Origin of the sequence: Pseudomonas sp. NBRC 111139, assembly GCF_001753955.1 — a bacterium.
GTDB classification, from domain to species: Bacteria; Pseudomonadota; Gammaproteobacteria; order Pseudomonadales; family Pseudomonadaceae; genus Aquipseudomonas; species Aquipseudomonas alloputida.
Genome location: NZ_BCBP01000056.1, coordinates 25,285 through 51,295, shown reverse-complemented (window position 1 = coordinate 51,295; position 26,011 = coordinate 25,285). Strand labels below are relative to the sequence as shown.

Genomic DNA, 26,011 nt, shown 5'->3' with positions numbered 1-26,011 from the left:
TTAACGTTTCCCGAAGCCCTGCGCGGAGCACAGGCACTTGCGCAACGCATTCCTGTTTGACCTTGAAAATGGCTAGTTCGAGTACATGAGATGAGCGCTGCATAGGGATGACCTGCTGTGTGTTAGGAAGTCCCAATTATCAATAGCTCATACTGACAGCGTAGTGTCAGTAGCAGTGATCGCTTTCCACTGGCTTGCCTGGTGCTTCATATACGCTTGGAGATCAAGGGCAGGATTGTCGGGTGATGGTTGTTGAGCAATAGCGATAGAGGCTATGCGATCGACCCGAAAATCGCGGTAAGCCGCCCTGGGACTACACCAGCTTCCAACCGTCCACTTTCCTCCTCAGTAGAAAAGGCCAAGGGGGGAAATGAGGCGTTGCGAAACTGCACCATCCAAGCTGGTATAAGTTATCGTCAGCGCCTGTGCATTTTCGATGGCATTTCGAAGGGTTGCGAGATGGCCACGCGTCGAGGAAGGAGTGGTTCCAAGCGCCCTGATTTTTGCCGTGCTGGGGTCAATCTGGTGATGGGCTATGGACGCTGAGATTTTGCTCAACAACATCCTTGCAGCAGCACTTAGATCGTTATCGGCGGAAGCTGAAAGCATTTCCATCCCGAGCATCAATGTATCCAGTTCGAGCCTGTTCAACGTTAATGGCGGCATCTCGAAGTCGGCATCCAAGGCATACCCCACGCCGGCGGTACCATAGATTGGGATTCCACTGAAGGAAAGATCGTCGATGTATCGATAGATTGAGCGAACGGAAACGCCAATTCGGCTAGCCAGTCGTTCAGCAGAGATTGGCTGATGGACGCGAATCAGATTTACCAATTGAAATAAGCGATCAGCTTTACGCACTAGGTGTGCCCAACTGAGAGTCCTTTGCAAGCTCGATGGCCGCGTTAATGGCGGCCCGAGCTTGGGGGCTATTCTTCCAGCAACTCGATCCCACTGCTGCCGATGCCTGAGCCAGGATGTCACAAGCATTCGCTTTGCTGAGCACAGCCAGCGAGTCAATGCCCATCTGCTCAAGGCGAGCGATAACGGCCGGCCCTACGCCCTTTAGGGCCAACAAGGCATTATGTTCCGTCAGTGGAAATGGCATCCGTAAACTCCTGTTATCGGCCAATGAAACAACCGGAGTTTGCCCGACGGGACAGGGCATCTCAATAGATGGACTCCATCGCCCTCAGCGTAAGCATCAGGACGGTGCGCGCGTCAGGTTTGGGCCAATTTTGGGCCACAGCCCACCTTTGCTCGGGTGGAGCACAAAGGGTCTGACCGGGTATGGGGTTTTGGACGCCATACGCCGGAGCGTGGCCATCCGCTAGGCTAGGTTGTCCATCCGCCGGTAGTTCATGGCGCTCGCCTGGCGGAACACCGTAGCCACTTTCCTTGAGCGACCGTGCGTTGACCGCGCGGCGATTGAAGGGGGGGCTGGTGGTGCGATCACGGCTGTTAGATGAAAAAAGCAGATGTAAAAAAATGTAACATACACCTTCAGCAGTGGATTCATTGGAACAGCTGTGTATTCTGTCTCTCCAGTCAAGAATATGAGTTCTAGGTCCGTTCCATGCGTAATCGCGGCAAAATCTATTGGGAATGGGCCAATTCTGCGTTGCATTCCCGCAACTACGATGAGCGCCTTCCCTGCGGCACTTTAATCAACATCCAAGCCCGGCTCTCACTTGAAAACGCCACTCAACTTTTCTTGGGTATCTACGGGAAAAAAGGCGTGCTCTTGCTCGAAGAGGTACACCCTGACTGCCGTGGACAGAAACTGTCTGCGGCGATGACCTGGGCGCTCGAGCGTGCTCACGACTGGGTCGCCAAGGCGTTTCCTGCGCCCAAAGCACCAGGGCCAGAACCACTCCCGCGCAGAGGCTCGCGTCTTCACGGATAACGATGCAGGGAAAACGGAACGCTCGTCAGATCGCTTGAGTCGTATCTCCATCAAAAGCGCATTGAGGCGCCCAGTTGGAGAAAGTGATGAGCCTTCAGTCCACCAGTCATGACCTTTACGTGCATGCCTACCTTGGTTACCAGGCATCGATTTACGTGCTGTGGGAGTCGAGCGTCGAATTTCCCACGGGGATGTTGGTCGAGGTAGGGAAGCCGGGCGCAACGGCGCGAACCCTGCGTGTGAGTCGACCCTTCTCCTCTTCGACAGAAGCCATTCTCGAAGGGAAGGTTATGGCTGAACAGTACGTGGAAAGTCAAAAAAGCGGAGCTTGTGCTGCCAGGTGAGTTCGCCGAGGTCTGATCGGACCCACCGCAACCACGGGCAGGTCGACCACCTGCGAATCTGTGCAGCTGTTGATAACGGTATTCCCTGTTCGTCGAGTCGAGCCATTTCAACAGTAACCGCTTGCGCAAGTGCCATTGTGGACGGTGGTGTTACCAATCGTCGTGCTGCGCGGGTTCCAAGTCGACCCGGTCCCCGAGTCGAAACCCTGCACATCAGTGGTCGATGATGTTGCGCTACCGGTACTTGGGCCGGCATGGTCTACTACCGCTTCACTGAAGCGGCTCTTTCAGCTCGGCGCCTTGGTTGCGCACATTGCCAATGGCTGTGCTCACTCGATACCACTCGAAGGCCTCGGCTGGCTCACCCAGGTTCAGCACCATCTGCTCGGCCTGTTCCCCGGGCATCGCGGTTTGCATCCACTCACGCGCAAGGTCTGGGGCCAAAACCACTGGCCTGCGGTCGTGCACATCCACCATTCCGCCCTGGGCATCGGCCGTAATGATGACGAACCCATCATGCTCGCTGCCAGCGAACTGGCCGATGCTGGCGCAAAGGGAAGGGCGCCCGTCCCGGCGTCGGATGTAATACGGCTGTTTCTTCGGTCCGCCTTCATCGACCCATTCATACCAGCCGTCGATCGGCGTTATGCCTCGGTGCGGCCAGATCGCCCGGAAGAAGGGGCCGTGTGCCACCTTTTCGACCCTGGCGTTGATCGGCGCGGCACGGTCGGTCGCCCAATGCGGCCGCCAGCCCCATCTCACCAGGTCCGCCCGCGGGCCTGCTTCATCCACTCGCAGCACTGCCACCGGCGTGGTCGGCGCAACGTTGTACCGGCCAAGTGGCTGGTCGCCGACGTTGTTCCGCCAGGCCTCTGGCAGGCTCAGGGTTTCGACAAAGTCGTGTATGCCTCGGTACTGACTCAACCTTCCACACATGCGCAACCCTCCTGCCAGAGCAAGCATAGCGCTTGGGTGTATTGCCGGTGTGGATGACGCCGACGTGGTGCTGTACGCGCAGTTCTGATGGTGCCGGGCTGAATGAGCGCCCCACCTCCTTCAACACGGCGCCAAGTCTGATCTTCCAGGCGTTATAGGGTCGTTCGAGGGAACCCGAACGAAAATGCAGTACTTACCACCCTCCATCGATTCAAAGGCCACCAGCTTTTCCACCAGCGCGGCGCTCAAAACCTTGCCGGCGTTAAGCAGCAACATGCCGTTGTCGGCGTTCAGGTTGCGCGCAAGCACCATTCCCGGCGCCAGGTCACGGGTGGTACACACCTGGACTTCAGGGTCCACCAGGGTGATATCGCTGTGGAACGAGGCGCAAACCTGGACGAAATCCTCAAGGAGCGCCGGGTCATACACCCGGTCGGCGTACTTGCGCAGGTAGAGCAAGGCCTCATCGCTGTTCATCTGCCGTTCAAGAATCAAACCCCGTTGCAGCTCAACGAAGTCCACGGCCAGCTTGAGCAAGCGCGCGCCGAACGGGATAGCTTCACCTTTGAGCCGGTCCGGGAAACCGCTGCCGTCCCAGTGCTCCTGATGATGCAGGATCAGGCGCGCGGCATCTTTCATGGGCTCAAGGGTCATCAGCAGCGCTTCACTTTGGCGTGGGTAGTCGCGATAGCGGTCGCGGTCGCCGTGCATCAGCTGGTCCGATGGGGCTACGATCATGCTATCCGGCCAACTCAATTTGCCTATGTTGTACAGCGCCGCAGCCATGGCCAGATCGCGGCTTATCGCCTCGTCCAAGGCGTGGACCCGACAGTAGCAACGCACCAGTTCGATGATCTGTCGATTGGTCTGCTTGGCTGGAGGCAGCCGCAGATTAGCCAGCATCGAGAACACCTCGGTCCCGGTCACATAGCTGTGTTTCAGTTCTTCGTAGGCCAGATCGAGCATGTCAGCGGTCTGCTGCAGCTCCGCGGTACGGGCTGCAACGCGTTTCTCCAAGTCGTTATTGAGCAGTCTCAACTGGGCGTTCTGCCGACGTGCCAGCAGCTCCAGGCGTTGGCGCTCGCGTTCGGAATGCTGGTGGTCCAGGGCCTGGCGCAAGGTCATCAGCAATTCGTCGTCGTTCCAGGGCTTGCTGATGTAACGGTGGATTTGACCGTCATTCACGGCCTTGATGATTGCGCTTGGGTCGGCATAGCCGGTCAGCAAGATCCTGACGGTCGATGGGTGATGCTGATTGATCTGTGCCAACAAGGTGGCGCCGTCCATCCCGGGCATGCGCGCATCGCTCATCACCAGATCAACCGGGCCCTCGGCCATCTGCGCCAGTGCCTGCTCTCCGCTGGTCGCCAGCTTCACGTCATAGGGTTGGCTGCGCAATAGCCGACGCAGACTGTTAAGGATCGACTCCTCGTCGTCTACCAGCAACACGGTCGGCCGATAGGGTGAAATCAGGGGCGGTTGCACGTCCATGGCAGGCCTCACGTGGTCGATCGATGGAGGCACTCGAGCTCAACGAGCGCTTAGGTCAAAGGCTAGTTCATTTTTCCGTGACAGGTGCCGGGCAAGGTGTGGCGGGTGGCAGGCAAATTGTCTGGAAGGCATCTAACCTGACGGCATGGCACCACCCTTCTGTAAGTCCGTCAGCCCAGGGAAAAGGATTCTCCCGGATGTCAGCGCGCACAACCTGTCGTTATCGTTCCGCTCTTCACCTGCAGCGCTTGCGCCGTTGTCTGGGCCTGTGGGTGCTGCTCGTTCTGAGCGGAGGCAGCGGGGCGGAGCCGCTGGACGAGCCGCTCAAGCCGCTGCCTCCGATACCCACTCTGACACCTGGGCGTGTCGAGTTGGGCCGCCAGTTGTTCAACGATCCGCGGTTGTCGCGCAACGGCACACGGTCCTGCGCCAGCTGTCACCGTCTGGACAAGTACGGGGCCGATGACCGGGCGTTTTCCATGGGGGCAGATGGCCTGCCGCTTACGCTCAATACGCCAACGGTACTCAATGCCAGCCTTAATTTCCGACAGTTCTGGAATGGCCGGGTCGAGTCACTCGAGGAGCAGGGGGAGGCCGTGATCACCAGCGCTCACGAGATGGGCGGAGACTGGCGCGTGATCGAGCAGCGCATCGCCGCAGACGTGCATTACCGCCAGGCGTTCAAGGATGCCTACCCGGACGCGGTGACAAAGGACAATATCCTCAGCGCGTTGGCCGATTACCAAAGGACGCTTCTTACCCCTGGCGCACGCTTCGATCGTTACCTGCAGGGCGATACCGAGGCGCTTACCCTGGAGGAAAAATACGGCTACCAACGCTTCAAGGACTATGGCTGCATCGCCTGCCACCAAGGGGTGAATATTGGGGGCAACATGTTCCAGAAATTTGGCGTGTTCGGCGACTACATCGCGGACCGCGGCCACCCCACCGAGGCGGATCAGGGCCGCTTCAACGTGACCGGAGAGGAGGCCGACCGGGGCGTGTTCAAAGTGCCGAGCCTGCGCAATGTGGCGATGACCGCGCCCTATTTTCACGATGGCTCGGCGCCTACGCTGGAGCGTGCGATTGACGTGATGTTTCAGTATCAGCTTGGACGAATCCCAAGCGATGAGGACCGCAGGCTCATCATGCTGTTCCTCAAAACCCTTACTGCTGAAAAGGCGGGTCAGCCATGAGGGTGATTTCCCGGCGCACAAGCCTGATTCTATTCAGTGGGTTGGTCCTTGTACTGGCGTCGATGCTGCTGTACCTGTACCTGAATTCCGGGTCAGAGCAGACCCAGACCTACAACGAATCCCGAGATCTCATTCGTCAGCTCAAGCAACAGGATGCTGTGTGGGAAAACGAGGTGCTCAAGGCCCGGGTAGCCGTCTCTCATAACTATGATCCACTCGTGACCCCCCTCAAGGAGATGAAGCGGCTGTGGGCACGATTCGACAGCCGGGAAGCCGAACAAGGGCGCGTTGACGCAGACCAGTGGCGCGATGCCTATGACGGTTTTCTCTCTGCGTTTGGGGAAAAGGCTCGGCTCGTGGAGCAATTCAAATCGCACAATGCCTTGCTGCGAAATTCGTTGGCATTTCTACCCACAGCCGAGGACGGTATTCAGGCCCAGATCAACACCATGCTGGCCCCGAATCGGCCGGAGGTACACGTATTCGTTGCTGACACTTATGACCTGTTGCTAAGTGCCCTGGAGTTCGCGCAGGTTACCTCTGTGGAAAGGGCTGCCGAGATAGAGGTGGGGTTAGGTAACCTGGCTGTTAACGCGGAGAACCTGCCCAAAGAATTCCACACGCCCCTCAATTTGTTGAGTAATCACGTGGCGTTGATCCTGCGCGAGCAACCTGTCGTCAACCGCCTGCTCGAACAGATCGAGGCGATCCCGGTTGCCGAACGCCTGGATACGATCACCAGCCTCCTGGACAGGGATCAACAGCAGGTTGAAAGGATCAACCGTAAAAACCATCTCTACACGTTATGGCTATCCGGCTTGCTGATGTTCTCGGTCATTTGCCTGGCTGCGCTGCTGGTGCGCAGCTTCGCCGAGGTGAGACGGGTCAACAATGCGTTGCAAAGCGCCAATGACGTCCTGGAACAGCGGGTCGAGGATCGCACCCTGGAACTCAGAAACGCTCAGAGCGAATTGCTTAACGCGGCGCGCCAAGCAGGCATGGCGGAGATCGCTACCAATGTGTTGCACAACGTGGGCAACGTGCTCAACAGCGTGAACACATCCTCTGATCTGATCGCTCGAACGTTGCGCAGCAGCAAAACCCAGGGTTTGGGCAAGGCCATGCAACTGTTCCGCGAGCATGCCACTGACATCGGTCGGTTTCTCGACGAGGATCCCAGAGGCCGGTTGCTTCCCGGCTACCTCCACCAGCTGACCGAGGCGATCGCCGAGGAGCAGAAGGAGATGGTGATCGAGCTGGAGCGGATGAACAAGAGCATCGACCACATCAAGGAAGTGGTGGCCACCCAGCAATCCTACGCCGGGGCTAAAAATGTGCCAGTGCCGCTGTCGGTCAACGACTTGGTCGAGGACGCGCTGCGCATGAACGCAGGCGCGTTGATCCGGCATCAGGTGAGGGTAGTGCGCGACTTCGCAGATCTGCCTCTGGTGATGGGCGACCGGCATCGGCTGTTGCTGATACTGATCAACCTGATCAGCAACGCCAAGTACGCCATGTCCGGCCCCGGCAGCGACCCACGGACGATGATCCTCAGGACGCGCATCATTGAGGGGGGCTTGCTGGAAATGAGCGTGCTGGACGAAGGCGAAGGCATTGCGCCCGAAAACCTGCAGAAGATCTTTGCCCATGGCTTCACCACGCGCAAAGACGGGCATGGCTTCGGCTTGCACAGTTGCGCCTTGGCCGCCATCGAGATGAATGGTCACCTGACCGCACACAGCGACGGCCCTGGCCTGGGTGCTGTCTTTACCCTGAGGATCCCGCTGATCGCGGTGACGGAGCCTGCATGAGTGACCTGACCAATCGCCGGATCCTGCTGATTGATGACATGCCGACTATCCACGAGGATTTTCGCAAGATCCTTGCCCCGGCCAAAGCGCAGAACACAGAACTGGACGAGATGGAAGGGTTGTTGTTTGGCGAGCAGATCAAGAACGACCGACCGGTATTCGAACTCGATTCAGCCTATGGCGGTGAGGAAGGGCTCGGCCTGCTGAAGCGTGCGCTGCAGGCCAGCAAGCCTTACGCGTTAGCCTTCGTCGACATGCGTATGCCAGGTGGATGGGATGGCGCTCAAACCATTGAGCACCTGTGGGAAGAGGACCCGCTGTTGCAGGTAGTCGTCTGCACCGCCTACTCGGACTATTCCTGGGATGAGTTGCTCGACCGGCTGCAGGCCCACGATCGCCTGCTGATCCTGAAAAAACCGTTCGACAACATCGAGGTCCAGCAAATGGCCAGCACCTTGCTGACCAAGTGGGAAATGACCCAACGAGCCTCGCTGAAAATGCACCAGCTCGAACAGCGGGTCGAGCGGCGTACCCAGCAACTGACCCAAGCCAGCGAGGCGCTGCAGCAGGAGATCGAGGAGCGCAAGCAGCTGGAAAGCCAGCTGGTGCAATCGGAGAAGCTCGCCTCGTTGGGGCAGATGGCCGCCGGCGTGGCGCACGAGATCAACAATCCGATCGGTTTCGTGTCCTCCAACCTGGGCACTCTGGGAGGGTACTTTCAACAACTGTTAGCGATGCTCGACGCCTATCGCGAGGCCGAACTGATGCTCGGCGCAAACGAAACCACTGGGCGCTTGCAAAGGCTTCGTGAGCAGACTGAGCTGGAGTTCCTCATGGAAGACATCCCGATCCTCATCAAGGAGTCCAAGGACGGAATCGGTCGAGTGGCGCATATCGTCAAGGACCTCAAAGACTTCTCGCGCGTTGACAACGCTCAGCAGTGGCAGTTAGCCGATTTGCAGCAGGGCATTGACTCCACGCTCAACATCGTCGCGAGCGAGCTGAAACATAAAGCCGACGTGGTAAAACGGTACCAGCCGTTACCCCCTGTCGAATGCCTGCCGTCGCAGATCAACCAAGTGATAATGAACCTTGTGCTCAATGCCGTCCAAGCCATGGGCCCCGAGCGGGGCACCATCACATTGGGCACTGTTCATCAAGGCGGCTGGGTGTGCATCGACGTTGCGGATACAGGCGCTGGGATAGCACCGGAGAACATCAAGAAAATCTTCGATCCTTTTTTCACCACCAAGCCCGTCGGCCAAGGAACCGGGCTAGGCCTGTCCCTTTCCTACGGCATTGTAAAGAAACACGGAGGAGAGATATCTGTATCAAGCCAGGTCGGAGTGGGAACAACGTTTCGTGTACAACTGCCGGTTAAGCAGAGCGCAACGCTGTGACAGGGCACACAAGGTGGGTATACCACAACCCAACTAGGGCAGGGGGCGTGCCCCGGCGATCCCGCCAACCAGTCAATGTTTTGCGGTGGCGAGTAGCCGATAGCGTGAGAAGGGCGTGCCGTCGATATCCACCTCTGCGTCAAGGCAAAACCCCAGGCGAAGAATACCTTTGATTCGAGTTCTGGTTGATGGAAGCAATAGGGTAATGGACGCTAGCCCCATCTCCTGGAAAGCGCGCCGTACGATCTCATCGAAAATCACTCTGCCAAGCCCCCAGTAGTCTGGATGAAGCACCAAGGCAAGATCAGCGTCGCCGTCTTCCTGCTGCAGGCCACCCCAGCCGGCGAATTGACCGTCAACGAAAAAAGCCCAGGGACCATAGCCATTCAGTGCCCATTGGGCCTCTTTTTGGGCAACCCACACCTTGCATTTGCGTTCGTCAAAGTCGGGACGACCCAAGGGCATTTGGCGCAAGACATCGGGGTTGTTGTTGAGTGCGATGATGTCGGCGATGGGGGCGTCGCTCAGACGCCGGAAATGCAGCTGCATGATGTGCCTTGTCGAACGGCTTTAAACCTGATTTATAGCGCCTGCCATTGCCCCTTTTCAATCTTCAGATTCGTACCAGCTGAGACAATTCATGACATCGAAGAAACTGGGCCGAATACTCCGACGCTGAGTTCTGCGCCCTGGCCGAACGGTATTAGGCAGGATCGATGCATAGGCCGCCAATGGCGCGGCCTGAGGCCCGATTCTCGCGCTAGACCACCGCGCCAAACAAGTGCCCCACCAGTGCCGTGACGCCCATGGCCAACGCCCCCCAGAAGGTCACCCGCCAGGCGCCCGTCATGATGCTGGCCCCGCCAGCCTTGGCGGCAATAGCCCCCAATGACCCGAGAAATACCAATGACATGCCCGATATCCAGGGGCCCACGCTGTGCTCCGGTGCGACAAACGTCACCGCCAGCGGCAAGGCGGCGCCCACCACGAAGCTCGCGGCGGACGCCAGGGCGGCCTGCAACGGTTTGGCGGTGAGCGTGGCGCTGATGCCCAGTTCGTCGCGGGCGTGGGAGCCCAATGCGTCATGGGCCATCAATTGATCGGCCACTTGATGTGCCAGCTCGGGTGCTACCCCACGCTGTATGTAGATGTTGGCGAGTTCGGCGTGCTCAGCTTTCGGGTCGCTGGCCAGTTCTGCCCGTTCGCGGGACAGGTCCGCCCGCTCGGTATCGGCCTGGGAGTGCACCGAAATGTACTCGCCAGCGGCCATGGACATGGCCCCGGCCATCAGCCCCGCCATTCCGGTGACCAGCAACGTGGCGTGGCTGGCGTTGGCCGCCGCGACCCCAATCAGCAGGCTGGCGGTAGAGACAATGCCGTCGTTGGCACCCAGGACAGCGGCGCGTAGCCAGCCGATACGATCACTTCTGTGTGCCTCGGTGTGCCTGTGCATGAATTTCATTGTTTGACGCGGCTCCCTGTCATCAGGCGGTTCACGTTGCACGGGTGCCGAGCGGGCCGGCAGCCGGCGTCAGCGGGCTTCAATTTGCACCTGCAGCTGTCCGCCGACAATGGATATTTCCCTGAACTGCTCACCTTCGCGCAGCACGAACAGTGCGTCCATCCCGCGTTCCTGAGCCAGACGAGGGCCCTCGGTTTCGCCCAGGACCATCAGCGCCGTGGCCCAGGCATCGGCGAGCATGCACGAGGTCGCCACCACGGTAACGGCGGCGAGCGCGTTGCACAGTGGTGCGCCGGTGGCCGGGTTCATGGTGTGAGCATAGGACTGACCGGCTATGTCGACCCACTGCCGGTAGTCCCCGGAGGTCGCGATTGACATATCGCTAAGCGCCATGACGCCCATGACTTCCCGCACGCCCCTTTTGGGCTTTTCCAGCGCCACGACCCAGCATTGTCCGTCAGGTTTGACGCCCCGGGCGCGCATCTCGCCATCGATACCGACCAAGTACCGCGTGATACCTGAACCTTCCAGGCAGCGGGCCAGTTCATCCACGCCAAACCCTTTGGCAATCCCACTCAAGTCAAGGCTCAGCGGCACGCGCTTGCGCACCTGGTTGCGTTGTGGCTCAACCTCCAATGCGCCGCTGGCTAACAGCCGGGTGCGCGGCGCAGGGGAATCGATCACCTGCGTTGTGACCTGCCGCGCCGCTGGGCCGAAGCCCCACGCGCTCACCAGGTCACCGACAGCGATGTCGAAGGCGCCGCCGGATTGCCGGCTGACGCGCAATGCAGCAGACAGCACCGTGACCAGTTCCTTGGGCACCGATACCCATTCCTGCTCGGGGGCGGCATTGAGGCGGTTAAGGTCCGACTCGGGTTTCCAGGTGGACATTTGCTGGTCCACCCGGGCCACGGCGCGGGCCAACTGCTGGCCAAGTTCGTCGGTATCCATCCCGGCCCCGGCATAAAACAGGGCGGTGTAGCGGGTGCCCATGGTTTCGCCGTTCAGGCTATAACGCTGCAACTCAGTAGACATCTTCACGGTAGCGTCCTTGTGCCTTGAGGATCAGCACGCTGAGGTTGAGGGGCGTCAAGACTTCATCCAGGGCCTGCATCACGCCTTTGGCCATTTCGCGACTGCCACACACCAGCACTTGGGCACCTTTTTCAATCAGCCGGCGCAAGGCGAGGGCATCACTGATCAGCCGGTCTTGTACGTAGCTGCGCTCCTGGACTTGAGAAAAGGCGGCGTGCAATTGCGTCAGGCGGCGGTCCGACAAGTATTGGTTGAGCTCCGGTTCGTAGAGAAAGTCCGAGGCCGGGTTGCGCCCGCCCCAATACAGGTGCATCGGGTGTCGGGCCTTGTTGTTGCGGATAAAACCGGCCAAAGGACCAATACCGGTACCGGCGCCGATCAGAATTACCGGGTGCGTGCCCGATGCCGGACGAAATTGCGGGTTGGGCTGAATGAAGGCGTCAATCTGCGCGCCAATGTCCAGGCCGTGAAGAAACTCCGAGCACATGCCCCCGTTGTGTTTACGCACACAGATCTCCAGCACGCCGTCCTGGGCGCCACTGGCCAGCGAGTAGAAGCGCGGGATTGGGCTGCCCGGGGGCAGAATCCCGACCAGGTCGCCGGCCAGAAAATTCGGCAGTCCGCCGCGAGCGTTGAAGCGCAGGACATGGGTCGGTGCATTTACCTGTTCGCCATAGGCAATCCGCTCTGTCAGCTCCAATGAATGGGTGCGCGGCTGCTGCGGGGTGTGAACCAGCGCCAGCGCCTGCCCCAACACGTCGCCCAGCGCGTTGCCCCAACGCGCAAACGCCTGAGGGCACTGGCGGTTCACGGTCTCCAGCCCCAGCAATGGCGAGCCACCGGCCTGCAACATCGCATGCTGCACTTGATGGGCGTACCGACAGAATCGCGCAAATTGGCGGTCGCCCAGGCCCAGTACCGCAAAGGGTAGGCCGGGCTTGACGCCGGTTTTGGCCAGCCGCGCCAGGAACTGCGAAGCCGAAGCCGGCGCATCGCCGTCACCGTGGGTCGCGGTGAGGATGAACACTCGTTTGGCATTAGGGTAATCGCCCAACCAGTCATTCATCGCCGCGCTGTGCACCTGATGGCCGCTCTGGTGCAAGGCGTCATGCAAGGTTTTGGCAAAACCCCAGGTGCTGTTGTTTTCACTGCCCACCAGAATCACGCTGTCGGCGGCATGAGCAGGGCTGTTGTGGCGGAGGCGCGGGCCAGCTTTGCGGCGGCGCCACCATAACAGAATGCCGGTCACGCTCATCAACGGCACGCAGAGGGCGCAGAGCCCGAGCAGCAGGCCCAGCCACCAGAGGCCTTCGCCAGTGTGCAACTGGTAGATCAATTCATAGAGGTTGAGCATTGGGTCGTGGGCTTGATAGGACAGCAAGGCGCCGCTGGCTTGGTCCACGTAGCCATCGCCCTGTGCTGTGCGCAGGGAAAACACATCGCGAGGGTTGCCGGGGCTCGGGTAGACCAGCTCGCGCAGGTCGTTCAGGTCGGTGGCTTGCAAGGCCTGCAGTTTTGCCACCGGCAAGGCCGGGCCGGCGCTGACGTGGGCAGGGAAGGCGGGTTCAGCTTGACTGCCGTCGGCGATAAAACCAAACGTGGTGGCGGACAGGTAGGCCCCGCTCAGTGCCGACAACAACAGTCCGAGCAAGGCCAGTCGCCCGACTTCAGCATGCCAGCGCTGGCTGAAAGTGCCCCGCAGCGGCCGTAGCAGGTTGCGCCAGCCACCCAGGCGTCGGGCCAGCAATAGCGCGCCGGACACTGACAGCGCCAGCATGAGCAGGGCACCAACACCCGACACCCCATGGCCCGGCGTGCCAAGGAACAGCGAGCGGTGCAGGTCTTTCACCCAGCGGGTGAACGCGGATGGCTCGTAAGGGGCGAGCCCTTGGCCGGTCAGTGGGTCGACCTTCTCCGCCCCGGCCTTGCCGTTCTGGTTGTAGTAGACGGTCACCATGCCGGACGCTGAGCGCTGGATCTGCTCCACCCCCGTAAAGTGGTTGGCCACGCGCCCGGCAAGTTGGCCGACGTTGAGTTGCCCGGCAGAAGTGGACGTGCTGTGCAGACGCTCCAGCGCCGGCTCGACAGACAGAATCGCGCCGCTGATGGCCAATACCATGACCAACAGGGCGGCGATCAGGCCAGGAAGGGAATGGAACTGACGAAGCATGTTCAGCCTCCGGAGGTGGCGGGTGCTACAGGTCGTAAGTAAAGGCGTCGACGTAGGCATTGCCGGTCGCGGGCTTGCCTGCGCCCTTGGAGGTCAGCGGCACGCTGACATCGCCGCGGGCGTCGCGTTTGTCCTCGACGGCGCTGTCGATGCGGATCTGATACCCGGCATCAATCAGCGTGTCCGCCAGTTCTACGCTGACTTTCAGCGTGCCCCCACTGCCGACGCTGGCGCCGCTGACCCCGTCGAACTCGCTCGGGTTCATCCCGCTGCCACGGGCCCAGTCGGCCAGGTGCTTGTAATATTTGGCCTTCTTGCCGGCCACCCAGAGGGTTTTCTGGTACTGGCCATTGGCGTCGGTGACGTAGATCGCCAGGTAGGCATCATTGCCGCTGTAGTCCTTGAGCTGCGTGGTCAGGGTCACTTCACGGGCCTGGGCCAGCGCCGGTAGGGTAATGGCGCCGATGAGGCAGGTTGCTGCGATGATCTTCTTCATGAGCGTGTCCTCTTGATCGTCAGGTCGAGAGCCTGGACCTGCCGGCTGACAGCAACCTGAACGGCAGGAAAATTCATAGACAGGTGAGTTGTCATTCGGCGAGCGGGCTGCCGAGATAGTCATTGGCATCGCCGTCATTGCGCAAATGGACCTCGAGTGTCTTCAGGCGCAGCGATGCCGGGGAGTAGCTGGCTTCGATGTCATTGCCCTTGCGGTCCAGGCCCTTGAGTTCGTAACAGCCGTCGTCGACCTTTATGCGCTGCACGCGCCAGCCGTATAGCCGCTCTACCTGCTGACGCAAGGTTTCGCGAGGCTGCCAGTCGCTCACCGGGTCGCTGCAGTCGTCACCGGCCAGGGCGTAACCGCTGACCAGCAAGCCCAACAGCGTGGCATTGGCAATAAAACCGGATTTCATGACTTGTCTCCTGTCGAGGGCGGCGTCTGTGGCATAACCTAAAGTGCCTACCTGACAGCCAGCTGAATCTTCAGATTCACATCAGGCAAGGCGATTAAGGTGCTGCAAGGCAACCATCTCAGGAGATGTCAGATGCGGGTTCTATTGGTTGAGGACGCTCCAGGCCTGGGTGAAGCGGTGCGCGAACAGATTGCCGATGACGGCCACGCCGTCGATTGGGTACAGCGCCTGGACCACGCGCGCAACAGCGTCCGCACCACGCCTTATGACCTGATCTTGCTGGACCTGATGCTTCCGGACGGGCGCGGGTTGGACTTTCTGCGTCAACAACGCGCGGCAGGAGACGTGACCCCCGTGATTATCCTGACCGCCCAGGATCAGATTTCCGATCGTATCGCCGGCCTGAACGCTGGCGCCGATGACTACCTGGTCAAACCGTTCGACCTGTTTGAACTCTCGGCCCGCGTGGCAGCGGTGGGCCGCCGTTATAGCGGCAACCCCAATCCACAGATCAAACTCGGTGATTTGCAGGTCGACATGAGTGCCCGCACGGTGCAGCGGGGCAGTGCGACGGTGGACCTCACGGCGCGGGAATGGGCGCTGTTCGAAGCGTTTGTGCAGCGCCCCAGCGCACTGCTGTCAAAGTCGCAGCTCGAAGAGCGGCTGTATGCGTTCGGCGCTGAAATCGAGAGCAATACCATCGAGGTATACATCAGCCGTCTACGTAAAAAACTCGGACGCGAACTGATCGAAACCGTGCGAGGCATGGGCTACCGGTTAATGTCCGCATGAAGCCGTCTTCGAGCCTGCAGATACGTCTCGGCCTGGGGCTGACGCTTGGTATGACCATACTCTGGCTGGTAGCGACAGTGGGGGCCTGGCTCGTGGTGCGGCATGAGTTGAACGAAGCGTTCGATAGCGCCTTGGAAGAGACAGCACAACGCATCCTGCCCTTGGCTGTGCTGGAAATCAGCAATCGGGAAGAATCCCGGACTGCACAACACGTCGCGACGCTGAAGATGCACAAGGAGTACCTGACTTACCTGGTGCGCGACGCCAAGGGCAAGATCCTGATGCAATCTCACGACGCCAACCCGGAGATTTTCAACCGACAACCGTCTGAAGGCTTTTCCACTTCTGAAAAATACCGATTGTATGGCGCTAGCGCATTGCGCCAGACACTGTTCATCGAGATGGCCGAACCGCTTGGTCATCGTCGTGAAGCCGCGCGGGAGGCCTTGTTTGCGTTGTTGTTGCCTCTAATGGTGTTGATTCCTGTCAGCCTGGCGGGCACTTGGTTGTTTGTACGTTTCAGCCTGCGCAGCGTGCGGGCTTATCGTCGTGCCATTGAAACGCGCGGTGTGGGTGACTTGTCGCCGATCAAGGTGGCGCACCTGCCAGCAGAAATCGATCCGTTGGCGGAGGCGGTCAATCACCTGCTGGAGCGCTTACGCAACGCCCTTGAGGCCGAGCGCAGCTTTACCGCCAACAGCGCTCACGAGCTGCGCACACCATTGGCCTCGACCCTGGCGCAGATCCAGCGGTTACACCACGAAGCGCCGGAAGGTCCGCTGCGACTGCGTGCGCAGAAGATCGAGCAGGCGTTGCGCGAGCTTTCAAGGCTTTCAGAAAAGCTCATGCAGTTGGCCAAAGCGGAGGGCGGCGGGCTGTTGTCCGAAACGCCACAAGACCTGATTCCGTTGCTTGCCCACGGCGTCGACGAGTGGAACCAGCGCAGCGGGCAGCGCATCGAGTTGCAGTTGCCAAGTCAGGCCGGCGTGTACTCGATCATTGACCCGGACGCGTTTGGCATCCTGCTGCGCAACCTGATTGAGAATGCGCTGAAGTATGGTGCAACGGACCAACCGGTCGAAGTCAGTCTCACCGATCAGGCACAGCTGCGGGTAGTCAACAGCGGCCCGGCAGTGCCGCAGTCTGTATTAGAGCACCTGACCGAGCGTTTTGTGCGCGGTCACAGTGAGATCAGTGGTTCAGGGCTGGGCTTGGCGATTGCCAAAACCATCGTGCAGGGGGTAAACGCGCGTATGGCATTGTTCTCCCCGGCAACAGGTCGACGCGATGGGTTTGAAGTCTGCATCTGGTTACCGCTTGCCCCATCCTGAAAGACCCTGGAACTCACCACGTTCAACAGTGCTTTCCTGATACCCGAGCCTCGGCCAGGTTGAATGTAAGGAGATGAAGGCCTGCATCTAACGATCCTTGCTCAGGCAGAACGGGGATGGTCACGCGACTAAGCACTCAGCGCCCGTTTCAACACTTCGTAAATTTTGCCATCACCTGATTGGGCAACGTTGAAACGGAGGAAATCACCCGCAGCCATCGACTGGCTGAACGCATTACCAGGCGCCAGCACTATACCTTCATTCAAGCAAGCCCGAGCCAGCGTTGCTGCATCCTTGCCTTGAGGGAGTTGGCACCAGACGTACATGCCTGACTGGGGCGTTATCCAGGGCTTGATGCCAATGGCCCGAAGCCTCGCTACCGTTCTGTCCATAGCCTCGGCCAGCCTGAGGCGAACACTCTCCATGTGTTTCCGGTACCCGCTATCGGTAATCGCCAGATGGATGATGTCCGCGGCCAGGCGGCCACCCCCGAATGTGGTCGCAATCTTGAGATCGACCAGGCTCTCGATCCAGTCACTGCGAGCCGCGATGTAGCCGCATCGAATCGAAGCGGAGATGGTCTTGGAAAAGCTACCGATCTGGATGACACGAGAGAGGCCATCGAAGGCAGACAGCCGTGGCGCTGGCGCACTCTCGAAATCCCCGAAGATGTCGTCCTCTACAATCACCAGGCTGGAGTTGTCGGCCAGCTTCAGCAACCTGTGTGCCGTGACCGGAGACAGGGTAGCGCCGGTCGGGTTGTGGATGCCTGAATTGGTTATGTACAACCGGGGAGAATGCGCGAGCAGGGCAGCGCCGAATGCATCGATGTCCGGGCCCGTCGCGGTGTAGGGAACGCCTACGATGTTCACCCTGTGCGCTTTCAGCAGTGCGTGAAAATTGAAATAGCAGGGGTCGTCGACCAGCACAGTGTCCCCCGGCTCAAGCAGAAAACGGCAGATCAGGTCGATGGCGTGGGTGCCGGACTCAGTGAGCATGAGCTGTTCAAGAGGGGCTTCGACCCCGATCCCTGTCAGCTTGCGTGACAGGAACTGCCTGAGCGGCAGATGCCCAAGTGGCGAGGCGTACTCCGTCAGTTTCGACGTGTCTGAACGGGCAACGGTGCGAAGCGCCTTGCGCAAGCCGGCTTCGAACATCCAGGAGGCCGGTAGCCACCCGCACCCCGGTTTCAACGCATCGCTAGCGGTGTCTAGAGACTGGCGCGAGATCCACAGCGGGTCCACTTCACGATCAAGCCTTGGGCCGAGTTCGGTGAGCACCAGGGGTGCCACTGGCCCGGCTACGTAAAAGCCGGAGCCAGGGCGAGAGTTGAGTACACCCTCTGCCATCAACCTTTCATAGGCCTCAAGCACCGTAGAAACCGACACTTGCATGGCCTGAGCCATCGCGCGGACCGAGGGGATTCTCGCGCCCGGGGTGTAGGTTCGAGAGGCTATCCGCGACTGGATCTCACCCATGACAGTTCGAATTCGCGTTGCGCTCCGTTTCATCACACCCTCAACTGTGCTGGATAAATATGCCTAACAGTTCGGTTTAAGTGTATTGGATTGTACATGGCCTGGGCGAGCCTGTCGGTGATGTACTGAACCTTGGCTTATCGAGGACTTACCGATGGAAAAATCAGCAAGCGGATGGCTCAATGGTTTCATAGGCGTCGCCATCTTTGCAGGCTCGTTGCCGGCCACCCGAGTGGCAGTCACGGCTTTCGAACCTACGTTCCTGACCTGTGCCAGGGCAACAATTGCCGCCATGCTGGGTGCGCTTTTCCTGATCGTGCTACGGCAGCCTCGCCCCAAACGGGGGGATTTGTCGCCATTGGCCGTAACAGCGTTCGGCGTCGTTATCGGTTTCCCGCTACTGACAGCATTCGCCCTCCAGCACATCACCTCTGCTCATTCCATTGTTTTTGTCGGGCTCCTGCCATTGTGTACCGCAGTATTTGCGGTTCTGCGGGGCGGTGAGCGACCTCGGCCACTGTTCTGGTTGTGCTCGTTGACAGGTGCCGGGCTGGTCGTTGGCTATGCCTTGATGAACGGAGGCGAGGCATCGGCGGTGGGCGATCTGCTGATGTTGGCTGCGGTTGTGGTCTGTGGTTTGGGCTATGCCGAAGGGGCGCGCCTCTCGCGGACATTGGGTGGTTGGCAGGTAATCAGTTGGGCATTGCTTGTAGCGTTACCGGTCATGCTGCTGCTGACGGTGGTCAATCTTCCAGCCCCTGATGACTTTGCCAGGGTAAGTGCTCCTGCATGGCTCAGCTTTGGCTACGTTTCACTGTTCAGCATGCTGATCGGGTTTGTGTTCTGGTACCGAGGGCTCGTCCAGGGAGGGATTGCGGCTGTGGGTCAACTGCAACTCTTTCAGCCGTTCATGGGGCTTGGGCTGGCAGCGTTGCTTTTGCACGAGCATGTCAGCTGGACGATGCTTCTCGTGACGCTGGGGGCTGTCATCTGTGTTTACGGGGCCAGGAAATATGCCTAAGCACAGCGTCATGCCCAGTCAAACAGTTGGGTATAGCCCCCGCCGTCTGACCCCGGGCTGAGTTGCACAAAACACCTGATCCTTTATGTAAAAGGATCAGGTTAAACCTGAATTACAGGCCCAGTTCACTCAGACCTGGGTGATCATCCGGACGGCGACCCAGTGGCCAGTGGAACTTTCGCTCGCTTTCCTTGATGGGCATGTCGTTGATGCAGGCAAAGCGGCGATGCATCAAGCCGTCGGCTTCAAATTCCCAGTTTTCGTTGCCGTAGGAGCGGAACCAGTTGCCCGAATCGTCGTGCCACTCGTAGGCGTAACGGACGGCGATGCGGTTGTCGGTGAAGGCCCAGAGCTCTTTGATCAAGCGGTAGTCCAGTTCTTTCTTCCACTTGCGAGTGAGGAAGTCCCGAGCTTCTTCACGGTTGTTTGCAAACTCGGCACGGTTACGCCATTGGGTGTCCACCGTATAGGCCAGCGCAATCTTTTCCGGCTCACGGGTATTCCAACCATCTTCGGCAAGTCGGACCTTTTCGATGGCCGATTCGCGAGTGAAAGGAGGAAGTGGCGGACGAGCGTGTTCGTTGGACATGGTGGTGCCTCCAATCGTTTGGATGGTTCAGTTGAGTGGGTATTTCTTTAACTTAAAGCGCTTGCGCGCTGCACATCTTTGAGCAAGACCCTTGCGATTTCTCGTGCACTGTCGAGCGCGCTGTGATCACCCATGACGTGGGCCACGGTTATCGTGCCCTCTATAATCAAAAGAAGTTGCTTGGCCAAGCCAGTCGGATCGTTAACACCTAATGCGCTGGTCAGTTCTAGCGTGTAGTCCAGCAGCTTTTGTTTATGCAGTTTTGCGATCTGTCGAACAGGGTCGTCTGCGTCACCCACCTCTCCGGCGGTGTTGATAAAAGCACATCCGCGAAAACCGTCTGACGCGAACCAACTTTTGAGTGCATCAAAAATGCCAAGGATGCGCGCTTCTGGCGTTTGCGCTTTTTCGCATTCACTTCTGAACCACGTCATCCAACGTATATCGCGTGCATTGAGTGCCGCTGCTGCGACCTCGTCTTTATTCGCAAAATAGCGATAAATACTTTTACGTGCGACGCCCGAGGTCTTTACCAACAGGTCCATGCCCGTGGCGTGAATCCCGTTTTCGTAAATCAGCTTCTCGGCAGTCGCCAGGATTTTTTCGCGTGTGTCAGTCATTGGCTTATCCATGTAGCCAGAGTAGAACGATCGTTCTCCCTGGTCAAGCAGCGCTTGAAATTATTCGATTGCGTGCAGCGGGGTGCCGGCGTGCTTTCGATCAGGGCGGCTGGCTTCCCGCTGATCAGTCGCGCTCCAGTTCGGCGAAGCGGCTGGACAACCAGGCGTGCAGGTGCCTTACCGCAGGCGACAACTGCTTGCGGTGCGGGCACACCAGGCTCAAAGGCATGGTCGGCCCGGGGTAGTCCTGCAATAGCACGACAAGTCTTCCCGCCAGCACATCGTCGCTCACATCCAGCCACGACTTGTAGGTTATCCCTTCGCCGCCCACGGCCCAGCGCCGGGCAATATCGGCGTCGTCGCAGAGCAGGGCGCCACGCACCTGGACGGTCTGCGTTCCCAGTTGCCACTTGTCGTAGACCCGGCCCTGTTGCATGTACAGCAGGCACTGGTGTTCGAGCAGATCTTCGGGGGCTTGCACGGTGCCTTCCCGCGCCAGGTACTCGGGCGAGGCCACCAGTACCTTGCGGTTCCAAGGTGCCAGTGGCAGGGCTACATAGTTGGCGTCGGCGTTCAGGCCATAGCGGATGGCGATATCCACCGGATCGCGGAACAGATCGGCGATCTGGTCGGAGAGGAAGAAGCGCAGGTTCAACTGGGGATGCTCTCGGCGAAACGCCGTGAGCCAGGGCAGCAGCACGTTGCGCCCCAGATCGGAGGGCGCGGCTACCTGCAACGTTCCGCTGAGCTGGGCGCTTTCCTGACGCAGGTTGTCGCGCCCGTGCCTGAGGGCTTCCAGGGCAATCAGGGCCGAGGGCAGGTACTGCTCGCCTTCGGCTGTGAGGCGCAAGCTGCGCGTGGTGCGGGCAAACAATCGCACATCCAGCTCACGCTCCAGGCGCTTGACTGCTTCGGCCGCCTGGCCGGGTAGCAGATCGGCCTCGCGGGCCGCCGCGGTAAAGCTGCCCAGCGCGGCGCTGCGAACGAAGATGCCCAGGTCGTCGAGACGGATCATTATCACTCCTGCAATGAAAGTGTTGACGGGCAGGGCCCGTTTTTCCCGGACGCCAGGCGCGCCAGACTCAATGCCAAATCAAACCACATTCAGCAGCGAGTGCCCATGAAAGCGATCAGTTTCATCCACAAAGGTTTGCCTATCGAAGACCCTGCGTCTCTTCAAGACATCTTCATGCCCAAGCCCAGCCCTGGGCCCAGGGACCTTCTGGTCGAGGTCAACGCCGTGTCGGTCAACCCCGTCGACACCAAGGTGCGCGCTGGCACTTTCACGCGTGAGCCGAAAATACTCGGCTGGGACGCGGCCGGTATCGTCCGCGAAGTCGGGGCCCAGGTGACCCTGTTCAAGCCCGGAGACCAGGTGTACTACGCCGGCTCCATCGCCCGGCCCGGCAGCTACAGCGAATATCACCTGGTTGACGAACGTATCGTCGGGCATCAACCGCGTAGCCTGGGTGCAGCACAGGCAGCCGCGCTGCCGCTGACGGCCATCACCGCCTGGGAACTGCTGTTCGATCGCCTGGGTATCGTGGAGGGCGGCGGGGAGGGCGATGCCCTGCTGATCGTTGGCGCTGCCGGTGGCGTCGGTTCGATGCTGGTGCAGTTGGCCCGGCAACTGACCCGCCTGACGGTTATCGGCACGGCCTCCCGCGCCGAGACCAGCAACTGGGTACGCGAACTGGGCGCCCATCACGTCATCGATCACAGTGCGCCGCTGCAAGGGCAGTTGCAGGCCTTGGGGATCGAGTCAGTCAGCCATGTCGCCAGCCTTACCCATACTGATCAACACTTTGCGCAACTGGTTGAAGTGCTGCGACCACAAGGTCGCCTGGGCGTGATCGACGACCCGCAGACCCTGGACGTCATGCCGCTCAAGCGCAAGTCGCTGTCGCTGCACTGGGAGCTGATGTTCACCCGCTCGCTTTACGAAACCGACGACATGGTGCGCCAGCACGAGCTGCTCGATCGCGTGGCCGGGCTGATCGATCAAGGTATCCTGCGGACCACCTTGGGCGAGCATTTCGGCGCCATCAATGCCGCCAACATGCGCCGTGCCCATGCGCTGGTCGAGAGTGGCAAGGCGCGCGGCAAGATCGTCCTGGAAGGCTTCTGAAACCTGTTTGACCGACAACGGCGGACCGGTCGATCCGGTCTGCCAGGAGCATGCATGCTTGAACGAACCGTGTTTCTCTGCGCCGCGCAGATTCCCGGCGCTACGCCCGGTGAAACGCATGCACACATTGAAGCAGGCACTACCGTGCCTGCTCTTTGCAACTGACCAGGAGCTTGATGTGAACCGACAAGATTACCCCCTCGTTTCCCTCGCCATCCTCAAGGCCAAACCAGGCCAGGCACCAACGCTCAAAGCGGCCTTGCTGGCGTTGATCGAACCGACTCGGGCGGAGCCCGGTAACCGCGACTACATGCTGTTCGAACGTCGTGACGAGCCAGGGACGTTCTACATGCGCGAGGCGTTCGATAACCAGCAGGCCCTGGATGCGCACCTGACCACTGCTCATTTCCAGCGGTTTGCCGAGCAGGCTGAACAGCTGCTGGCAGAGCCCTTGCAACTGATCTTCCTTGACCCGGTGTCATCTGCTGTTGCGCCCTGTCCCTGAGGCAGGCCAGGCAATGCGACCCACCCTGGGGCACTGTTACCTCGACCGATGTGGATGGCTGTTCTCGAGGACGTTGGCGCCAGTTTGCGAGTAGGTCGCCATTTCACTTTCAAGGACGCCGCTGAACTTTGGTTGCCGGCTGCTTGATGCTGGGTTTTTCTGAGCGTACGGCGCGGTGTTCAAACAGACTTATCAGGGTGCCTGTAATTGCAATCAGCGCCAGCATAAATAATCCGATGTCTGAATTTTCCATGGTCTCGTCCTGCGGGTTGATGGGTGCACGTTGACACTATTTATTGGCACGGCGGGTCATGCCATACGCCGTAAAGCCACGGCCATGGCTCCGCCAAGTACCGCCATGGCCAGCAGCAGCGCGGGGAACGTCAACCACCAGGGCAGGCCGGCGGTCATCATGCTGAACTCCGACATGCCGCCGATGCTGGCGAGCAGGTTCAAGGGCAGGAACACCACATTGATCATGGTCAGGTTGCGCAGCGCGTGGTTCATGCCGTTGTTGGCCAGGTTGCCGCGGGCCTCGATCAGGTTGGTAAAGACCTGGGCATGGATCTTCGCCTGCTGGTAGCTTTGCTCGTTTTCGATGATCAGGTCATTCAGCATTTCCAGTTGTTCGGGCCCGAAGCCGTGTTTCTGACCATGGCTGCGCAGCAGGGCTAGCACGGCGCCATTGCTTTGAATGGCGTTGACGTAATACACCAGGCTTTCACTCAGGCTGTACATCTGCACCAGGTGCTGGTTGTCCATGGTCCGATCGAACTGCAGCTGGATTTCGCGGGCCACCTGCTTTACCACCCGCAGGTGGCCCAGGTAGTGATGCACGCTCTCAGCCAGCATCGCCATCAGCACATCCAGCGGGGTGCTCATGCCGGCCTGCTGGTCTACCCCGGCGAGTAGCGAGTTGGCGGCGCAGATCACCACCAGGCGCTTTTCGCTGAGTACAACGCCGAATGACGAGACATTGAATACCCGGCCATCAAAGCTTTCCGGGCGCTTCCAGATCAGGAACAGGTGATCGGGCTTGATCTCGATACGCGCCACTTCATCCGGGTCCAGGGAGGACTCCAGCGACTGGGCACTGACCCCCAGGCACTCGCACAACCGGGTTTGCTCCGCGGCGTCCGGCGCGACACACAACCAGACGCTGGCTCGTTCCTCGGGGGCCTCAAGAAGCGCACCGTCTACGGCGAGGTAGTATTCGATCATCGTTTACCAGGCCTGGCCGAGGTGTTTACGTTCAAGCCGCTGCACGAAAGCCTGCAGCACTCGCTGGTAAAGCGCGTTACCCAGCACGGCGTCTTCGGTGCCTGCATCGAGGTTGGGGTTGTCGTTGACTTCGATCACCAGTACGCGGTCGCCGGTCTGCTTCAGGTCCACACCGTACAGCCCTTGCCCGATCAGCCTGGCGGTGTCGACGGCCAGCTTTACGACTTCGGGCGGTGCCTGCTCCACCGGGACCGCGCGGCACAGGCCGTTGACTTCGCCGGCCTGGGCCTTGTGGTTGTAGATCTGCCAGTGGCCCTTGGACATGAAGTACTGGCAGGCGTACAGCGCCTCACCGTTGAGTACGCCGATACGCCAGTCGTATTCGGTGTAGCAGTACTCCTGGGCCAGCAACAGTACCGAGTGTTCGAACAACTCCTGTGCCGCCGAGGCCAGTGCCTGGGCGTCGGCGACCTTGATCACGCCTTTCGAAAAGCAGCCGTCGGGAATCTTCAACACCAGCGGAAAACCGAGGCGCCGGCCCACAAGCTCGAGTTCCTGCGGGCGGTCCTTGTACAGGATTTCCGTGGCCGGTGCGCCGAGGTTGTGGCGTTTGAGCAGATCGGCGAGATACACCTTGTTGGTGCAGCGCAGGATGGAGGAAGGGTCGTCGATCACCACCAAGCCTTCGCTTTCGGCCTTTTTGGCAAAACGGTAGGTATGGTCGTCCACCCGCGTGGTCTCCCGAATGAACAAGGCGTCAAATTCGGCCAGGCGTGCATAGTCCTTCTTTTCGATCAGCTCTACATCGATGCCCAGCTGTTTGCCGTTTTCGATGAACTGCTCCAGCGCCTCAGGATTGGAAGGTGGCAGCGCCTCGGCCGGGTCATGCAGAATCGCCAGGTCGAACCGGGCCAGGCGTTTCGAGGCGGGCTGGCGCCACGTCCGGCGGTTGAAGGCATCCAGCGCGTCGGCAAACAAGTGCTGCTGCTCATCCCGCAGTTTGTGCAGCGCGCCGGCCTTGATCCCGTCGATCTGCCAGGTGTCACGCCTGCGAAACTCCACCAGCAAGACAGGGCAGGGGAACGACTCGAACAGCTGTCGGCCGATATCCTGAAGGGGTTCAATGGCGGTCCGCCCGAAATACAAGGTGAGGGTGAAGGCTTCGGTGCTGCCATAAGGGTGATCGGCCAGGGCTCGCTCCAGCGTGCGTTCCAGGTCATCCAGCCCCACGCCATAGAGCGCCTTGCGGGTAAGCTCGCTGATGGTTCGCACCGACGGGAACACCTTGTGGCCCCGTGCCTCGGCGAGCAGCGAGCAGTAGTAGCCTTGCCCCAGATACTTGTAGCTGCGGCACAGGTTGATTACCTGCGTACGCCTCGCAACGTCGTCGCTGTGTTCAAAGTAATCCTGGGCCAGCATCAGGCTCTCGCTGGGAAAGTAGCTGGCCCAGTCTTCCTTGCGCTCCACCACGATCAACAAGCGGTTACCGGCGCTCCGCTTACTGGGTGGCTCCTCGGAGAGGGTTATTGTGGAAACGTCGGTTTTGGCCAATACTTCGGCCACGTTGGCTTGCACCGCTGACATGAGTATTCGATCCCTGTTGAAGAAGACGCCCCTTCAATAAATCACGGGTTTCCCGACCTGTCCCGGTTCGTTACTCAAAC

General features: G+C 59.7%; 27 protein-coding genes and 1 pseudogene. 10 read left to right on the top strand and 18 right to left on the bottom strand.

Going from position 1 to position 26,011, the window contains the following annotated elements; translation table 11 throughout:
• Positions 1-147: 147 nt before the first annotated feature.
• The 3 genes and pseudogenes from BJQ17_RS32205 to BJQ17_RS32200 form a co-directional block, all read right to left on the bottom strand.
• Positions 148-333: pseudogene (locus BJQ17_RS32205) on the bottom strand (WYL domain-containing protein); the annotation flags it as partial.
• A 12-nt stretch (positions 334-345) separates the two neighbouring features.
• The gene (locus BJQ17_RS21865) at positions 346-861 is read right to left on the bottom strand and encodes a YafY family protein (RefSeq protein WP_256559883.1); all 516 of its coding nucleotides are present in this window, start codon (positions 859-861) and stop codon (positions 346-348) included.
• Positions 854-1,108 carry a hypothetical protein gene (locus BJQ17_RS32200; RefSeq protein WP_012052510.1) on the bottom strand — a complete coding sequence of 85 codons (255 nt, stop codon included), beginning with the start codon at positions 1,106-1,108 and terminating at the stop codon, positions 854-856. Before BJQ17_RS32200 ends, BJQ17_RS21865 begins: the two co-directional genes overlap by 8 nt.
• A gap of 468 nt (positions 1,109-1,576) precedes the next feature.
• Between BJQ17_RS32200 and BJQ17_RS30345 the strand changes: the two genes are divergently transcribed.
• Positions 1,577-1,906: a hypothetical protein gene (locus BJQ17_RS30345; RefSeq protein ID WP_083285091.1), complete on the top strand. Its 330-nt coding sequence runs from the start codon at positions 1,577-1,579 to the stop codon at positions 1,904-1,906.
• Positions 1,907-1,992: 86 nt separating this feature from the next.
• Positions 1,993-2,250, top strand: a complete 258-nt coding sequence (locus tag BJQ17_RS21850; RefSeq protein WP_004576696.1) for a hypothetical protein — start codon at positions 1,993-1,995, stop codon at positions 2,248-2,250.
• 270 nt (positions 2,251-2,520) lie between these two features.
• On the opposite strand, the gene BJQ17_RS21845 is transcribed toward BJQ17_RS21850, so the two are convergent.
• Positions 2,521-3,186, bottom strand: a complete 666-nt coding sequence (locus tag BJQ17_RS21845) for an SOS response-associated peptidase (RefSeq protein ID WP_004576695.1) — start codon at positions 3,184-3,186, stop codon at positions 2,521-2,523.
• A gap of 120 nt (positions 3,187-3,306) precedes the next feature.
• Positions 3,307-4,677, bottom strand: coding sequence for an HD domain-containing phosphohydrolase (locus BJQ17_RS21840; RefSeq protein ID WP_070096628.1), 1,371 nt, complete (start codon positions 4,675-4,677; stop codon positions 3,307-3,309).
• Positions 4,678-4,874: 197 nt separating this feature from the next.
• Here BJQ17_RS21840 and BJQ17_RS21835 point away from each other — a divergent pair, with 197 nt between their 5' ends.
• From BJQ17_RS21835 to BJQ17_RS21825, 3 genes are read left to right on the top strand one after another with little or no spacing between them, the layout of a single operon-like run.
• The gene (locus tag BJQ17_RS21835; protein WP_047604933.1) at positions 4,875-5,873 is read left to right on the top strand and encodes a cytochrome-c peroxidase; all 999 of its coding nucleotides are present in this window, start codon (positions 4,875-4,877) and stop codon (positions 5,871-5,873) included.
• Complete coding sequence (locus tag BJQ17_RS21830) at positions 5,870-7,684, top strand: DAHL domain-containing protein (protein ID WP_070096627.1); 1,815 nt, start codon at positions 5,870-5,872, stop codon at positions 7,682-7,684. The genes BJQ17_RS21835 and BJQ17_RS21830 overlap by 4 nt, the downstream gene beginning before the upstream one ends.
• A complete protein-coding gene (locus BJQ17_RS21825) occupies positions 7,681-9,084 on the top strand; it encodes an ATP-binding protein (protein ID WP_004576691.1) in 1,404 nt (467 codons plus the stop codon). The genes BJQ17_RS21830 and BJQ17_RS21825 overlap by 4 nt, the downstream gene beginning before the upstream one ends.
• A gap of 72 nt (positions 9,085-9,156) precedes the next feature.
• Here the strand turns inward: BJQ17_RS21825 and BJQ17_RS21820 are convergent, their stop codons facing one another.
• From BJQ17_RS21820 to BJQ17_RS21795, 6 genes are all read right to left on the bottom strand, one after another.
• Positions 9,157-9,633 (bottom strand): GNAT family N-acetyltransferase, encoded by a 477-nt coding sequence (locus tag BJQ17_RS21820; protein WP_012052503.1) that lies wholly within the window; start codon positions 9,631-9,633, stop codon positions 9,157-9,159.
• 211 nt (positions 9,634-9,844) lie between these two features.
• A complete protein-coding gene (locus BJQ17_RS21815) occupies positions 9,845-10,546 on the bottom strand; it encodes a VIT family protein (protein WP_070096626.1) in 702 nt (233 codons plus the stop codon).
• A 69-nt stretch (positions 10,547-10,615) separates the two neighbouring features.
• Entirely contained in the window at positions 10,616-11,581 is a 966-nt protein-coding gene (locus BJQ17_RS21810) for an FAD:protein FMN transferase (protein ID WP_047604930.1), read from the bottom strand.
• The gene (locus BJQ17_RS21805) at positions 11,571-13,751 is read right to left on the bottom strand and encodes a PepSY domain-containing protein (protein WP_070096625.1); all 2,181 of its coding nucleotides are present in this window, start codon (positions 13,749-13,751) and stop codon (positions 11,571-11,573) included. The genes BJQ17_RS21810 and BJQ17_RS21805 overlap by 11 nt, the downstream gene beginning before the upstream one ends.
• Before the next feature lie 25 nt (positions 13,752-13,776).
• Positions 13,777-14,247 (bottom strand): DUF2271 domain-containing protein, encoded by a 471-nt coding sequence (locus BJQ17_RS21800; RefSeq protein ID WP_003248166.1) that lies wholly within the window; start codon positions 14,245-14,247, stop codon positions 13,777-13,779.
• 91 nt (positions 14,248-14,338) lie between these two features.
• Entirely contained in the window at positions 14,339-14,662 is a 324-nt protein-coding gene (locus tag BJQ17_RS21795; RefSeq protein ID WP_054888808.1) for a PepSY domain-containing protein, read from the bottom strand.
• A gap of 132 nt (positions 14,663-14,794) precedes the next feature.
• Between BJQ17_RS21795 and BJQ17_RS21790 the strand changes: the two genes are divergently transcribed.
• Both BJQ17_RS21790 and BJQ17_RS21785 read left to right on the top strand, forming a co-directional pair.
• Positions 14,795-15,454 (top strand): response regulator transcription factor, encoded by a 660-nt coding sequence (locus BJQ17_RS21790; RefSeq protein WP_003248169.1) that lies wholly within the window; start codon positions 14,795-14,797, stop codon positions 15,452-15,454.
• The gene (locus tag BJQ17_RS21785) at positions 15,451-16,785 is read left to right on the top strand and encodes an ATP-binding protein (RefSeq protein ID WP_014861097.1); all 1,335 of its coding nucleotides are present in this window, start codon (positions 15,451-15,453) and stop codon (positions 16,783-16,785) included. Before BJQ17_RS21790 ends, BJQ17_RS21785 begins: the two co-directional genes overlap by 4 nt.
• Before the next feature lie 128 nt (positions 16,786-16,913).
• Here the strand turns inward: BJQ17_RS21785 and BJQ17_RS21780 are convergent, their stop codons facing one another.
• Complete coding sequence (locus BJQ17_RS21780; RefSeq protein ID WP_070096624.1) at positions 16,914-18,296, bottom strand: PLP-dependent aminotransferase family protein; 1,383 nt, start codon at positions 18,294-18,296, stop codon at positions 16,914-16,916.
• A 121-nt stretch (positions 18,297-18,417) separates the two neighbouring features.
• Here BJQ17_RS21780 and BJQ17_RS21775 point away from each other — a divergent pair, with 121 nt between their 5' ends.
• Entirely contained in the window at positions 18,418-19,284 is an 867-nt protein-coding gene (locus BJQ17_RS21775; RefSeq protein WP_070096623.1) for a DMT family transporter, read from the top strand.
• Between the two features lie 112 nt (positions 19,285-19,396).
• On the opposite strand, the gene BJQ17_RS21770 is transcribed toward BJQ17_RS21775, so the two are convergent.
• The 3 genes from BJQ17_RS21770 to BJQ17_RS21760 form a co-directional block, all read right to left on the bottom strand.
• Positions 19,397-19,873, bottom strand: a complete 477-nt coding sequence (locus tag BJQ17_RS21770; protein ID WP_003248177.1) for a nuclear transport factor 2 family protein — start codon at positions 19,871-19,873, stop codon at positions 19,397-19,399.
• 47 nt (positions 19,874-19,920) lie between these two features.
• Complete coding sequence (locus tag BJQ17_RS21765; RefSeq protein WP_198520933.1) at positions 19,921-20,493, bottom strand: TetR/AcrR family transcriptional regulator; 573 nt, start codon at positions 20,491-20,493, stop codon at positions 19,921-19,923.
• 124 nt (positions 20,494-20,617) lie between these two features.
• A complete protein-coding gene (locus BJQ17_RS21760; RefSeq protein ID WP_017147641.1) occupies positions 20,618-21,508 on the bottom strand; it encodes a LysR family transcriptional regulator in 891 nt (296 codons plus the stop codon).
• Between the two features lie 105 nt (positions 21,509-21,613).
• Between BJQ17_RS21760 and BJQ17_RS21755 the strand changes: the two genes are divergently transcribed.
• Both BJQ17_RS21755 and BJQ17_RS21750 read left to right on the top strand, forming a co-directional pair.
• Positions 21,614-22,621 (top strand): zinc-binding alcohol dehydrogenase family protein, encoded by a 1,008-nt coding sequence (locus BJQ17_RS21755; protein ID WP_070096621.1) that lies wholly within the window; start codon positions 21,614-21,616, stop codon positions 22,619-22,621.
• Positions 22,622-22,739: 118 nt separating this feature from the next.
• Positions 22,740-23,126 carry a putative quinol monooxygenase gene (locus BJQ17_RS21750; protein ID WP_080580378.1) on the top strand — a complete coding sequence of 129 codons (387 nt, stop codon included), beginning with the start codon at positions 22,740-22,742 and terminating at the stop codon, positions 23,124-23,126.
• 109 nt (positions 23,127-23,235) lie between these two features.
• Here BJQ17_RS21750 and BJQ17_RS31770 read toward each other — a convergent pair whose 3' ends face one another.
• From BJQ17_RS31770 to BJQ17_RS21740, 3 genes are read right to left on the bottom strand one after another with little or no spacing between them, the layout of a single operon-like run.
• Positions 23,236-23,379 carry a hypothetical protein gene (locus BJQ17_RS31770; RefSeq protein WP_020190204.1) on the bottom strand — a complete coding sequence of 48 codons (144 nt, stop codon included), beginning with the start codon at positions 23,377-23,379 and terminating at the stop codon, positions 23,236-23,238.
• A 56-nt stretch (positions 23,380-23,435) separates the two neighbouring features.
• Positions 23,436-24,347, bottom strand: a complete 912-nt coding sequence (locus tag BJQ17_RS21745) for a magnesium transporter CorA family protein (protein WP_070096620.1) — start codon at positions 24,345-24,347, stop codon at positions 23,436-23,438.
• A gap of 3 nt (positions 24,348-24,350) precedes the next feature.
• Positions 24,351-25,931 carry a RimK family alpha-L-glutamate ligase gene (locus tag BJQ17_RS21740; protein ID WP_003248192.1) on the bottom strand — a complete coding sequence of 527 codons (1,581 nt, stop codon included), beginning with the start codon at positions 25,929-25,931 and terminating at the stop codon, positions 24,351-24,353.
• Positions 25,932-26,011 lie beyond the last annotated feature (80 nt).

What these genes read in the sequence shown, in the direction of transcription:
- BJQ17_RS32200 (WP_012052510.1), bottom strand. Translation starts at nt 1,108, where the DNA reads ATGCCATTTCCACTGACGGAACATAATGCCTTGTTGGCCCTAAAGGGC.
- BJQ17_RS30345 (WP_083285091.1), top strand. Translation starts at nt 1,577, where the DNA reads ATGCGTAATCGCGGCAAAATCTATTGGGAATGGGCCAATTCTGCGTTG.
- BJQ17_RS21850 (WP_004576696.1), top strand. Translation starts at nt 1,993, where the DNA reads ATGAGCCTTCAGTCCACCAGTCATGACCTTTACGTGCATGCCTACCTT.
- BJQ17_RS21845 (WP_004576695.1), bottom strand. Translation starts at nt 3,186, where the DNA reads ATGTGTGGAAGGTTGAGTCAGTACCGAGGCATACACGACTTTGTCGAA.
- BJQ17_RS21840 (WP_070096628.1), bottom strand. Translation starts at nt 4,677, where the DNA reads ATGGACGTGCAACCGCCCCTGATTTCACCCTATCGGCCGACCGTGTTG.
- BJQ17_RS21835 (WP_047604933.1), top strand. Translation starts at nt 4,875, where the DNA reads ATGTCAGCGCGCACAACCTGTCGTTATCGTTCCGCTCTTCACCTGCAG.
- BJQ17_RS21830 (WP_070096627.1), top strand. Translation starts at nt 5,870, where the DNA reads ATGAGGGTGATTTCCCGGCGCACAAGCCTGATTCTATTCAGTGGGTTG.
- BJQ17_RS21825 (WP_004576691.1), top strand. Translation starts at nt 7,681, where the DNA reads ATGAGTGACCTGACCAATCGCCGGATCCTGCTGATTGATGACATGCCG.
- BJQ17_RS21820 (WP_012052503.1), bottom strand. Translation starts at nt 9,633, where the DNA reads ATGCAGCTGCATTTCCGGCGTCTGAGCGACGCCCCCATCGCCGACATC.
- BJQ17_RS21815 (WP_070096626.1), bottom strand. Translation starts at nt 10,546, where the DNA reads ATGAAATTCATGCACAGGCACACCGAGGCACACAGAAGTGATCGTATC.
- BJQ17_RS21810 (WP_047604930.1), bottom strand. Translation starts at nt 11,581, where the DNA reads ATGTCTACTGAGTTGCAGCGTTATAGCCTGAACGGCGAAACCATGGGC.
- BJQ17_RS21805 (WP_070096625.1), bottom strand. Translation starts at nt 13,751, where the DNA reads ATGCTTCGTCAGTTCCATTCCCTTCCTGGCCTGATCGCCGCCCTGTTG.
- BJQ17_RS21800 (WP_003248166.1), bottom strand. Translation starts at nt 14,247, where the DNA reads ATGAAGAAGATCATCGCAGCAACCTGCCTCATCGGCGCCATTACCCTA.
- BJQ17_RS21795 (WP_054888808.1), bottom strand. Translation starts at nt 14,662, where the DNA reads ATGAAATCCGGTTTTATTGCCAATGCCACGCTGTTGGGCTTGCTGGTC.
- BJQ17_RS21790 (WP_003248169.1), top strand. Translation starts at nt 14,795, where the DNA reads ATGCGGGTTCTATTGGTTGAGGACGCTCCAGGCCTGGGTGAAGCGGTG.
- BJQ17_RS21785 (WP_014861097.1), top strand. Translation starts at nt 15,451, where the DNA reads ATGAAGCCGTCTTCGAGCCTGCAGATACGTCTCGGCCTGGGGCTGACG.
- BJQ17_RS21780 (WP_070096624.1), bottom strand. Translation starts at nt 18,296, where the DNA reads ATGAAACGGAGCGCAACGCGAATTCGAACTGTCATGGGTGAGATCCAG.
- BJQ17_RS21775 (WP_070096623.1), top strand. Translation starts at nt 18,418, where the DNA reads ATGGAAAAATCAGCAAGCGGATGGCTCAATGGTTTCATAGGCGTCGCC.
- BJQ17_RS21770 (WP_003248177.1), bottom strand. Translation starts at nt 19,873, where the DNA reads ATGTCCAACGAACACGCTCGTCCGCCACTTCCTCCTTTCACTCGCGAA.
- BJQ17_RS21765 (WP_198520933.1), bottom strand. Translation starts at nt 20,493, where the DNA reads ATGACTGACACACGCGAAAAAATCCTGGCGACTGCCGAGAAGCTGATT.
- BJQ17_RS21760 (WP_017147641.1), bottom strand. Translation starts at nt 21,508, where the DNA reads ATGATCCGTCTCGACGACCTGGGCATCTTCGTTCGCAGCGCCGCGCTG.
- BJQ17_RS21755 (WP_070096621.1), top strand. Translation starts at nt 21,614, where the DNA reads ATGAAAGCGATCAGTTTCATCCACAAAGGTTTGCCTATCGAAGACCCT.
- BJQ17_RS21750 (WP_080580378.1), top strand. Translation starts at nt 22,740, where the DNA reads ATGCACACATTGAAGCAGGCACTACCGTGCCTGCTCTTTGCAACTGAC.
- BJQ17_RS31770 (WP_020190204.1), bottom strand. Translation starts at nt 23,379, where the DNA reads ATGGAAAATTCAGACATCGGATTATTTATGCTGGCGCTGATTGCAATT.
- BJQ17_RS21745 (WP_070096620.1), bottom strand. Translation starts at nt 24,347, where the DNA reads ATGATCGAATACTACCTCGCCGTAGACGGTGCGCTTCTTGAGGCCCCC.
- BJQ17_RS21740 (WP_003248192.1), bottom strand. Translation starts at nt 25,931, where the DNA reads ATGTCAGCGGTGCAAGCCAACGTGGCCGAAGTATTGGCCAAAACCGAC.